This is a genomic window from Clostridium pasteurianum DSM 525 = ATCC 6013 (assembly GCF_000807255.1).
Taxonomy (GTDB): Bacteria; Bacillota; Clostridia; order Clostridiales; family Clostridiaceae; genus Clostridium_I; species Clostridium_I pasteurianum.
In genome coordinates, this window is sequence record NZ_CP009268.1 from 1322410 (window position 1) to 1334114 (window position 11705).

At 30.1% G+C, this 11705-nt stretch carries 11 protein-coding genes; 10 read left to right on the plus strand and 1 reads right to left on the minus strand.

Annotation, left to right across the window (positions count from 1 at the left end):
- Positions 1-75: 75 nt before the first annotated feature.
- A complete protein-coding gene (locus tag CLPA_RS05935) occupies positions 76-1041 on the minus strand; it encodes a hypothetical protein (RefSeq protein ID WP_003446067.1) in 966 nt (321 codons plus the stop codon).
- Between the two features lie 697 nt (positions 1042-1738).
- On the opposite strand from CLPA_RS05935, the gene CLPA_RS05940 reads away from it, so the two are divergent.
- The 10 genes from CLPA_RS05940 to CLPA_RS05980 all read left to right on the plus strand — a co-directional run bounded on the left by CLPA_RS05940 (position 1739) and on the right by CLPA_RS05980 (position 11550).
- Positions 1739-2800 carry a FecCD family ABC transporter permease gene (locus CLPA_RS05940; protein ID WP_003446071.1) on the plus strand — a complete coding sequence of 354 codons (1062 nt, stop codon included), beginning with the start codon at positions 1739-1741 and terminating at the stop codon, positions 2798-2800.
- 7 nt (positions 2801-2807) lie between these two features.
- A complete protein-coding gene (locus CLPA_RS05945) occupies positions 2808-3605 on the plus strand; it encodes an ABC transporter ATP-binding protein (protein WP_003446073.1) in 798 nt (265 codons plus the stop codon).
- 27 nt (positions 3606-3632) lie between these two features.
- Positions 3633-4811 carry an ABC transporter substrate-binding protein gene (locus tag CLPA_RS05950; RefSeq protein ID WP_003446076.1) on the plus strand — a complete coding sequence of 393 codons (1179 nt, stop codon included), beginning with the start codon at positions 3633-3635 and terminating at the stop codon, positions 4809-4811.
- Positions 4789-4935, plus strand: coding sequence for a hypothetical protein (locus CLPA_RS21100; RefSeq protein ID WP_155760554.1), 147 nt, complete (start codon positions 4789-4791; stop codon positions 4933-4935). Before CLPA_RS05950 ends, CLPA_RS21100 begins: the two co-directional genes overlap by 23 nt.
- 114 nt (positions 4936-5049) lie before the next feature.
- Entirely contained in the window at positions 5050-6252 is a 1203-nt protein-coding gene (locus tag CLPA_RS05955) for an aspartate kinase (RefSeq protein WP_003446077.1), read from the plus strand.
- Between the two features lie 281 nt (positions 6253-6533).
- A complete protein-coding gene (lysA, locus tag CLPA_RS05960; RefSeq protein ID WP_003446078.1) occupies positions 6534-7835 on the plus strand; it encodes a diaminopimelate decarboxylase in 1302 nt (433 codons plus the stop codon).
- An 18-nt stretch (positions 7836-7853) separates the two neighbouring features.
- On the plus strand, positions 7854-8627 hold the full coding sequence (locus tag CLPA_RS05965) for an SDR family NAD(P)-dependent oxidoreductase (RefSeq protein ID WP_003446079.1): 774 nt from the start codon (positions 7854-7856) through the stop codon (positions 8625-8627).
- 192 nt (positions 8628-8819) lie between these two features.
- Positions 8820-9434: a DeoR/GlpR family DNA-binding transcription regulator gene (locus CLPA_RS05970; protein ID WP_003446080.1), complete on the plus strand. Its 615-nt coding sequence runs from the start codon at positions 8820-8822 to the stop codon at positions 9432-9434.
- 388 nt (positions 9435-9822) lie between these two features.
- Positions 9823-10578, plus strand: coding sequence for a DeoR/GlpR family DNA-binding transcription regulator (locus tag CLPA_RS05975; RefSeq protein WP_003446081.1), 756 nt, complete (start codon positions 9823-9825; stop codon positions 10576-10578).
- Between the two features lie 159 nt (positions 10579-10737).
- On the plus strand, positions 10738-11550 hold the full coding sequence (locus tag CLPA_RS05980; RefSeq protein WP_003446082.1) for a Cof-type HAD-IIB family hydrolase: 813 nt from the start codon (positions 10738-10740) through the stop codon (positions 11548-11550).
- Positions 11551-11705 lie beyond the last annotated feature (155 nt).

Below are 11705 nucleotides of genomic sequence, written 5' to 3' on the forward strand. Positions count from 1 at the left end.
TTTGCAGTTCTAAAATTCAGATGAGGTAAAAGAATCCCAACCTGAATTAAGAACTTGCTTCAAGGGAATACAAAATTAGCAGCATTCTCCATCACAGCTGGAGTCACTGGAACAGCCTGCACAAGGTGACTTAACTTGAAGGGGGATATATTTTACATTAAAAGAACAAGCTTTTAATGAATAGCTATTGTTAATATCCCCATTAAAATAAACTTTATCATTGTCAAAATTTATAGTTAGTGGGACTATATCTTTGACTTCATCGTTGATTACACTGATTTTTAGACCTGGTTTATATATTTTCTTTTCACCAGTATTTGTAGTTATTTCTACGCTGTCAGAAGAGGTTGTTAGTGATTTTATATTTCCATCTTCAAAGAAATTTACAGAATTTAAATCAGCGTGAATACCTAATGCATCTACATCATAGGCATTTATTTCACCTATTGGAGTTTTTATTTTAGTTGGTCTTAATGGTTCAAAGGATTTTAATTTGCCGCTGTTATAAAAGGCAAAACCTATACGGGACATAACTTTTCCAATAGGTGAATCTATTTCTACAGGATTAGTAGGCCAAAAGGTAACGCTTTTTACTACTCCATTTTCATAGAAATTTATAGATATAATTTTCTTTTCAATTTTTCCGACAGATAGATCTAAAGAAATATCTTCTGCAAGATTATATTCATCTTGTTCTGACCAATAAGCTGTAATCTGTCCGTTTAGAGGGAAAATTCGCTTGATTTTTCCGCTCTTATAGAATGTAATTAATTCTGCAGGTAAAGTTCCTACAGGTGTATTTATTTTAGTTTGATTTTGTAAATATATACTTTGTAGATTTCCATCATCATAAAAAGAAAGAGATTTTACATGTTTGCGTCTTTCACTGCCACTTTCATATTGTGGAATAAGGATTCCATAGGAAGTTTTTAACTCATTTACTGTTTTGGTTATAATACAATCTCTTGGATTACCGTTCCCATAATAATCTAGGGAAGATATGCCCTCAATAATACCATATTTGGTACTTAATTTTTCCATAATTTATTCCTCCCAATAATATAATAAATATTATTTATTGATAAATTCTAAAAATTAATTTAATTGTATCCAATAATAAATTTTATGTCAATATTCATAATAAAATATGGTTTTATTAAAATATGATAAATAGATAATAGTTTTGTAATTTATAAACAAATAATAATTTCTAACAAAAATAAATAATTTTTAAGAAAATTGTATAATTTATTGATAAAATATCAAAAAAATATTGTAATAGTTATAAAATTTCATTATAATGAGTTATAACATATTTTGTATAGTTTTACACAATGATATATATACCGTAATAATACATTTTACATAATTTTATATAGTTTTATTATTAATGGTATTAATATGAAGGGTGAAATGGAGGCAATAGTGGAAAATGTAATGAAATTTTAAAATGCAATTTTTCTTTGTGAAAATTATCGGAATATTATGAAAATATCACCGCCTATGCTAAATGTTGTGTTATCTGGGTTTGAGTCTGTTGGAGAAATGCTGGAGGGAAAATTTGGCACTCCGTGGATATCTGTCAATTATCCATAGGGAATAACGGGTAGTAGAAATTTTATTGATAAAATACTAACATCATTGTCCATGGAGGTCACTAAAAGTTTTTATGAAATAGAAGATAGCAGCATTATGGATGGTAGTTATTAAATGAAAATCAGTTTAAAAGGGAGGAACTATGGATAAAAATATAAACTCTAAAAAAATTATCATGGAAAAGTCTCAAAATTATAGGTTAGTTATTATGCGAAAAGTAATAGCTTTGACGATTTTACTATTGCTTGTATTAAGTAGCTTTATAATTGATCTGTCAACTGGACCAGCAATGTTAAATATTTTCGATGTAATTGCTTCATTAACAAATCCTGAGTCATTAAGTAAAAAAGTAAATATAATTGTTAGAGTAATTAGATTACCAATAGCAATTATGGCACTATTAAGTGGTGCTGGATTAGCTGTTGCAGGTATGGAAATGCAGACTATACTTAATAATAGTCTCGCTAGTCCATATACACTGGGAATATCAGCAGCAGCATCTTTTGGAGCATCATTATCTTTGATTTTTGGATATGCATTTTTACCAAAATCCATGAGTAACTATGCTACCCCTATATTTGCTTTTGCTTTTTCATTAATATCATCATTTTTCATTTATACTATTGGAAAGATAAAAAAGGATAGGGGAACCATAATTTTAGCTGGTATTGCAATAAGTTTTATGTTTACTGCATTAAATTCTATACTTACATATTTTGTACCTGATGAAATTTTAAGGGGTATAAATAATTGGTCACAGGGATCTATCTTAGGAGCTTCATGGCAGCAAGATACAATAGTTTTTGTAGTACTTGTAATAGTGACACCAATTCTCTTTAGAGAATCATGGAAACTAACATCATTATGTATGGGAGAAAATACTGCAACAGCATTAGGAATTAATGTAGAAAAGTTAAGAACAAAGATTTTGATATTGTCTTCATTGATAACATCCATTGCAGTTTGCTTTGCTGGAACTATAGGTTTTATTGGACTAGTTGCACCATATATAGCAAAGTCTTTAGTAGGTGAAGAACAAAGATTTTTTATTCCAGCATCTATGTTGACTGGAGCGTTTATGTTATCAGTTTCATCAGTACTAAGCAAGGTTGCTATAGCTGGAGTGCAGATTCCATTAGGAATAATTACTTCAATTATCGGTATTCCATTTTTATTGATACTTATTTTAAGAGAAGATAGGTGATAAGAAAATGAATTTTAAAATACATAAAATTAATTATAAACATTCTTCTAAATTTTCATTAAATAATATTAGTTTGACTTTTAAAAATAATATAACTGCAATCATAGGCCCCAATGGTTCAGGAAAGTCTACACTCATTAAATGTATTGTAAATATATATAAGTGTGATGGTGAAATGTATTATGATGGTGAAAGTCTTAAAAGGAAAAAAGAATTTATTAAAGAAAAAATAGGCTATTTGCCGCAAACATCCCAAAATGATGCTTCAATTACTGTTTTTGAGGCAGTGCTTTTGGGTCTTATGAACACACTAACTCTTAAGATTAGTAAAAATCAGGAACAGAAGGTTAATGACATTTTAGATACTTTTGAATTGCAGCACTTAGCTAAAAGTAAAATTAATGAATTAAGCGGCGGTCAGCTCCAAATGGTGTTATTAGCTCAATCAATAATTAAAGAGCCAGAAATTTTAATATTGGACGAGCCGTTAAATAATCTGGATATACATCGTCAATTCTCGCTGCTTAATATAGTATCAAAGTTAGCACATGAGAAGAAAATGATTGTAATAATTGTAATGCATGATATAAATCTAGCTTCAAGATATGCTGACAATATTGTTGTTATGAAAGATGGTAACGTTTATTCTAGTGGAACCCCTGAGGAAGTCTTAACAAAAGAAATGATAAGAGAAATATATAAAATTGATAGTGAAATATATGTAAATAAGCAAGGTAAGCAGGTTATTGAGTTTGTTAATATTGCAGATGACGCAGAAAAATATGAAATAGTATCCCAAAATTAAAATTTAATATACATAGGAGGAATCAAAATGAGAATTAAGAAAGTGGTTTTAAGTTTATTGCTGGTTGTCATTGTTTTAGTATCAATTTCGGGGTGTGGTACAACTTCAGCAAAGAATGAAGCAGTGAATGCTACAGCTGCAACTACAGCTAAAACAAAAATATATACGGATATGGCAGGAAGGAAAGTAACATTATCAACTAATATTAAGAAAATTGTTACGCTAAGATATATGGAAACAAACATGTTGGGTGCTATATTAGGTAAAGATTTTGATAAGAAAGTAATATCTTTAGGACAAGATTTAAAAACTAATGATATAGATTTGTACAATAAATTTTCACAAACTTTTGATATGGGTAAAATGGTGGAATGTGGAAGTGTATATGATGATTCAGTAAGCAGTGAGAAACTGTTAGATCTTGATCCGGACGTTATTATTGTAGATTATGCTTTTATACAAAAGAGTAGTGTTAAAAAATTGATTGAGGTTGGATTGCCTGTAGTTTTTATTGATTCGGATGACTCCAATCCTAAAAATGATTCATTATATAGTATGCTTGATAGTATGTCTATGTTAGGTGATATGTTAGGGTACAAAGAAAAGACGGATAAAATGGTGAAATATTCAAGAAATAAAATTGATAATGTATTAAAAATTACTAGTAAAGCTATAAAAGAGAATTCAAAAAAACCATCTGTTTATTTTGAATTAGGGAATGTAACGCCTCAGGAAATTGGAGCTACTAGAGGAGATACTTCTGGCGGACTTGGAGCTTTACTTAAAAGATTAGGAGCTGTAAATATAGGAGAAGGACATGGAATGGATGCTCTAAATCCTGAAGTAGTTTTAAATTCAAATCCTGATATGATTATGATAGGTGGAGCAAATTGGAACCCAACTTCCAACATTATGAGATTTGGTTATTTTATCACTGAAGAACAATCTAAAAAGCATCTAGAAGAATATACAAAACGACCTGGTTGGAGCGATCTTTCAGCTATCAAAAATGGCAGATTATACGGATTTCATTTTAACTATGCTAAGTATCCTTTTGACTTTGCAATGATTGAGTATATTGCAAAGCAATTATGGCCAGAACAATTTAAAGATGTTGATCCAGAAGCAGATTTAAAACAATTCTTTTCTGAATATATGCCTATTAAATATTCAGGAGTATTTTTTGAAGACTGGAAAGATAAGTAATGGTTATATTCAATTTTTAAAAAAACTCATGAAAAAGAATTTTAGAAAGAGATTGATTTATGCTTTTGACCTGAGGCTATATGGAAATAATATTGAAATGCTTAAGGTTATATGCTATAATTAAGATGTTTATAATGATATAAGGCGGCAAAGGTATTCCTTTGTCGTTTTTGTATTTTACAGGATTATTGATTTTTAAGAAATGTAATAATGTTTAATAAAAATAGGAGGTAACGGCATGCCGGTAATTGTACAGAAATATAGTGGCAGTTCTTTATCCACTATAGATAAGATGAAGAAGGTGGCAGAAGCTGTTGTTAATAAGAAAGAAGAGGGAAATAAAGTTGTAGTGGTAGTTTCGGCAATGAATAATACCACAGATAGACTTATAAATCTGGCGAAGAAAATTTCGGATGAGCCAGATAAAAGAGAATTGGACGTATTATTATCTACAGGAGAAATGGCTTCGGCTTCACTGCTGGCTATGACTATAAAGGAAATGGGATGCGATGCCGTAAGTTATACTGCCTATCAGATTGGAATGAGAACTGTAGGGGATTATGGTAATTCTCTCATTGCGGATTTAGATGATAGGGCAATAAATAGGAGTCTCAGAAAGGACAAAGTTGTAATAATAGCTGGATTTCAAGGAATTAATTGGCTTGGAGATATAACAACTCTTGGAAGAGGGGGATCGGACACTACTGCAGTGGCTATAGCCGTAAAATTAAATGCAATTTGTGAAATATACACTTATGCAGATGGTATATATGATATAGATCCTAGAGAGTATAAATATGCTAGAAAGTTAGAAGAAATTGATTATGAGGAAGTGATTGAGCTTACCAGCCTTGGGGCTCAGCTTCTGCATTTAAGAGCCATAGAACTTGCACAAAAATATAAAATTCCCATACATGTAAGACTGAGCTTTAGTGATGTAAAAGGAACAGTTATTAAGGAGGTAAATACTATGAATATGGAGAGTAAACCTATAACAGGCATTGCCACCAGTGATGAAGATGTGGCGGTTACTATTAAAGACATATATAGTGACATAAATATCATATCAAATCTTTTTGAAGCTTTAGCCAGTAAAAAAATTAATGTAGACATGATAAGTCAGACAGCACCTATAGATGGAAGGGTTAATGTATCTTTTACCATTCCAAAGGAAAATATAGAAACGTGTCTTAATATAATTGATGATTTTGCTGAAAGGGAAAATGTATATGTAGATAAAGATATAGATAAGTTTTCAGTGGTAGGCATAGGAATGAAATCTACCTCTGGAGTTGCAGCTAGAATGTTTAAATTATTTAGTGACAATGGTATAGAAGTAAAAATGATAACTACTTCTCAGATAAGGATAACTTGTGCTATTAAACAAAGCGACAAACAGAAAGCAGTGGATTTAGTTATAAAGAATTTTAGGCATCAATAGATGGTTTCTTATAGATATATTAATTTAATTTCTATGATATAACAAATTTTAGAAGAGGTGATTTTTGAATTATTAAGATTAAAAATATTCAAAAAAGAATAAAATTAATAGTTTTTTATAAAGTATTGCTTATGGCGTGTAATCTAGTATAATTAATTATATTAATTATACTTTTATTATAGATAAAAGTAAGTATTTGCCAAAAAGAGTATATATTTTTTAATTATATTTATAATAATTTTGTGAGATATTTTAACTAAAAAATTTAGAGGTGAAATTTGATGAAGCTGTTTGGTACTATGGAAGCAAAGGAAAATGAATTATATATAGGAGGAATTAGCACTACAAATTTATGTAAGGAATTTGGAACTCCTCTTTATGTTATAGATGAAGAGTTAGTTAGAAAAAATTGTAGAGATTATTGTGAAAATTTTAATGTTAAAGAGGGAAAAAATAAAGTTGCCTATGCAGGAAAAGCTTTCTTGCCAACTGCAATGTGCCAGATAATAGATGAAGAAGGGCTTAACCTAGATGTAGTATCTGGAGGAGAACTTTATACTGCCCATAAAGCTGGTTTCCCTATGGAAAAAGTATTGTTCCATGGTAACAATAAGACTATAGATGAGATTAAAATGGGTATAAATTTTAATGTTGGAAGATTCGTTGTGGACAATTTTTATGAACTGGAAAAAATAAATGAAATAGCTAAAGAAGATGACAAAATTCAGAAAATACTACTTCGAATAACTCCAGGAATTGAAGCACATACTCATGATTATATAAAAACAGGACAGGTAGATTCAAAATTTGGATTTACTCTGTTAAACAGCGAAACAATAAATGCAGTTAAAAAAGCCATATCTCTTCCAAATATAAAATTGATGGGACTTCATTGTCACATAGGATCTCAGATATTTGAGATAAAGCCTTACGAAGAAGAAGTAGATATAATGCTTGATATAATAAAAACTATTAAAGACGAACTTAATTATGAAATAGAAGAGCTGGATCTTGGAGGAGGCTTTGGTATATACTACACAGAAGCAGATAAACCAAGAGAAGCTGAGGAGTTCTGTAGTGCTATATTAAAGAGGGCAGAAAGTAAAGCAAAAGAAATAGATATAACTTTACCAACATTAATAATAGAACCAGGCAGATCTATTATAGGGAATGCTGGGACTACTTTATACACCGTAGGTTCCATTAAAGATATTCCCGAAATCAGAAAATATATTTCTGTAGATGGTGGAATGACAGATAATATAAGACCTTCACTGTATCAGGCAGAATATGAATGTGCTATAGCAAATAAATTAAATAATGGAACCAATGAAAAGGTAACAGTTGCAGGAAAATGTTGTGAATCTGGAGATATACTTTTAACGGACGTGGATATAGCTAAGGTTGAAAGTGGAGATATATTGATTGTTACTAATACTGGAGCTTATGGTTATTCTATGGCTAATAATTATAATAAAATACCAAAGGCAGCTGTAGTGCTGGTGAAGGATGGCCATGCAAGACTTATTTGCAGAAGAGAGTCTTATGAGGATGTATTAAGAAATGAGCTTCTATTGCTATAATAATAAGGGAGTAATACTATGAAAACCTCAGACACAGTGTTAATAACGGGAGCTTCCAGTGGTATAGGCTTTGAGCTGGCTAAGGTATTTGCCTCCCATACATACAATATTGTACTAGTTTCAAGAAGTGTTGAAAAAATGAAAAAATTGGCAAAAGAATTAACGAATAAATACAAAATAAAAGTGCATGTAATAGCACAGGATTTATCAAAGACAGGTGCTGCACAGGAGTTGTTTCATGAGGTGATTGATAGAAATTTACAAGTGGATATTCTTGTAAATAATGCGGGAATAGGTGCCGTAGGGTTGTTTCATCATATGAAAATGGAAAAAGATATAGAAATGTTGCAGCTTAATATAGTCACTTTAACTGAAATTACAAAGCTTTTTTCTAAAAAAATGATAGAGAGAGGTTATGGTAAGATTTTAAATGTGGCATCTACTGGTTCCTTTGCTCCAGGTCCTTTTATAGCAGTTTATTATGCTACGAAAGCTTATGTATTATCATTTTCTGAGGCTATTTATAGGGAATTAAAACCTTATAATATAACAGTATCAACTCTATGTCCAGGAGCTACTAGAACAAATTTTGCAAAAAGTGCAGGAAGAAAAAATTCATCCATAGCTATGATGCCGGATAAAGTGGCAAGAATAGCTTATAAGGGATTAAAGAATAATAAGAAATTAATTATTCCTGGACTTGCAAATAAAATTCTAGTAATGCTTCCAAGAAATTTCATAAGCAATATGGTTTTTAAATATCAAAAGAAGTTAGCAAAGTTAAGCAAATAAAATTTAATAGAATTATTTAAAAATTAAGAGATCTTTTACAATGTTTTTTTACAGCATAGTAAGGTCTCTTTTTTATTAATGAAAACTTTTAGTAGTTGTAGGTATTTTATCATATAAAAATTTAAAAATTAATTACTTAAAAATGTTGAAAAAATACTTATAAATACTTATAATGGAATTAGGGGGGATTACATGGTGAAAGATAATCAGATGGAATATTATAGACACTGTAATCATTCTTATGAAGAGAGACTTAGTATGCACTCTGAGGAAAAAAAGAAAATGGTTGAAAAAGCTTCAATGTTTATTAAAGATGGAAAAACCTATTTCTTTGATGTGTCTACAAGTATTCAATTCCTAGCTAAGGCTGTAGATAAGGAGATTACGGTATATACACATTCTTTAGATAATCTATATATTCTTTCAGATAAAGAGAAAGTTTCATTGTATTCTATTGGAGAAAATTTTAATAGAAAGAATAGATTTTTTTATAAAAATGATAAGGAAGATTATTTTAAAGGAATAGAATTTGATGTAGCTTTTTTAGGTGCTACAGCTATAACTAGAGATGGAATATACTATGACGATGAAGAAGATGCTGTTATTAAAAGAGAGGCTGCTAAAAAGTCCAAAACAGTTATTTTATTGGCAGAACATGAAAAGTATGAAAATATTTCTTACTATAAAGGATTGGATTTAAAGAATATAGATATTATTATAGTTGATCCAATAGCTAGTAATTCTTTTGTAGATATAATAGTATCTCAAAACATTAATATTGATCCCCACAGTTTAATTATAATTTAACCTGACTAACTTGGCGTAAGTCTCCGAATCACTCTGTGCAAGTGATTCACACCAAATTAAAATTTGGGCTCTCTGCTTGCACTTTGTACAGCTATTCACACCAAATACAAAATAAATTTTGTTTTGTCTGCTTGCACTCTGCGAAAGCGATTCACACAAAATGGAAAAGAAGATTTTGGTTCTCTGCTTGCACTCTGTGAAAGCGATTCACACAAAATCGAAAAGAAGATTTTGGTTCTCTGCTTTTCTTCAAGTGGAGTTCGACGCCAAGTAAGCCGTGCATTTGCAGTTCTAAAATTCAGATGGGGTAAAAGAATCCCCACATGAATTAAGAACTTACTTCAATTAATGTAAAATAGTTTGAAAATTAAAAGATAGGATTGGTTGAATGTATCAAGAAGAAAGACTTTTGAAAATACTTCATTATTTAAAAGAGAACAATACAATGTCTATTCATGATATTTGTACAATGTTTAATGTTTCAAGGGATACTGCAAGACGAGATATTATAAAACTTATAGAGCAGGGAACTGCAATTCGTACTCATGGAGGGATTACTCTTCCAGTGCTTAGAAATACTATTGAGGCCTATAGAGAAAGACTTAAATATTATTCAAAGGAAAAAAAGTATATTGCAAAAAAGGCTTTGGAATTTATCAATGAAAAAGAACATTATTTTTTTGATGTTTCTACAACCATCAGCTTTTTAGCAGAATATTTAAATAAGAGAGTTACTATAGTAACCCATTCACTAGATAATATTGAAATACTTTCAGAAAAAAAAGATATTTATGTAAATTCTGTTGGAGGATTACTTAATAATAAGAATAGATTCTTTTATAAACCAGGATGTGAAGATCTAATTAAAGGTATGAGGTTTGATACAGCGTTTATAGGGGCAGCGTCTGTGAGCGAAGATGGAATATACTATGATGATGAGGAAGATGCTTTTATTAAGCAGTCAGCTATAAAAAAATCTGATAAAGTCATTATACTTACAGATTGTAAAAAGTTTAAGAACTCTAGTTATTATAAAGGAGTAAATTGGAATCAGATAGATATTATAATTACAGATGATAAACCACCTAAGAATTTTATGGATATTATTCAGAAAGAAAATATTCAGCTGATTATTGCTGAATAGTGGGAAGAGACGAAGTAAAATTAAAGTGTAAAGTTTTCAAAGAACAAATATCAAATGGGGAAAGTGATGGTAGTAAATTGACTTAATAAGTGCATAGTTGACAATTGAAAGTGATGGAGATTTTTCTTCCAAATTATAAATTAGCAGGAGGTTGTATTAATGAGTAAGATTAAAATGATATGTCTTGATATCGATGGAACACTTTTAAATTCCAGACACCAGATTTCAAAGATAACTAAAGAAGTAATTAAAACTGTTTCAAATGATAAAAAAATTCCAGTAATATTAGTGTCTGCAAGAATGCCTAAGGGGATATTGTTTTTACAGGAAGAGTTGCAGATAAAACAGTCTATTATATGTTATAGCGGAGCTTTGATTTTAGATGAAAGCAGAGATGTTTTGTCGAAAAAGATTATATCTGTTTATGACTTAGAAAAATTATATAAGTTGGTTCAGTGTGAAAAGGTTCACATGAGCTTGTATAAGGATGATGAATGGTATATAGAAGGCATGGACTACTGGGCTAAACAGGAGAGTGATATAACAAACATTACTCCAAATATTGTTGATTTTAGTGAGCTTATTAAGCTTTGGAAGAAAGAAAGGACAGGTCCTAATAAGATTTTATGTATGTCAGAGGCTGGTAGGATAAATTCATTAAAAGAAAAGATAGGAGATTATGATTTAAACATATATCCTTCAAAACCAACCTATCTTGAGATTATGCCTAAGGAAGCTTCAAAGACCTCTGCCATTGATGTCCTTAGAAGAAAGTTTAATATAAAACAAGAAGAAATACTTGCTATGGGAGATAATTATAATGACATGGATATGATAGAATATGCAGGGCTTGGTATTGCTATGGGAAATGCTCCAGATAAAGTTAAAGAATGTGCAAATAAAATAGCTTTAACTAATGATGAAGATGGGGTGGCAGAGGCTATTAGGGAGTTTGTTTTTGGCGATGATTAGTAATAGTTTTAACATCATAAGATCATTATTTTTTATGAATAAAGTTAAGGTTAAATCTTCAAGTAAAAAAGTCAGCAGGTACTAATCATACCTTCTGACTTTTTTTCTATTAATTCTAATTATTTGATTAAATTTTTAAAAATATGGGAATAATA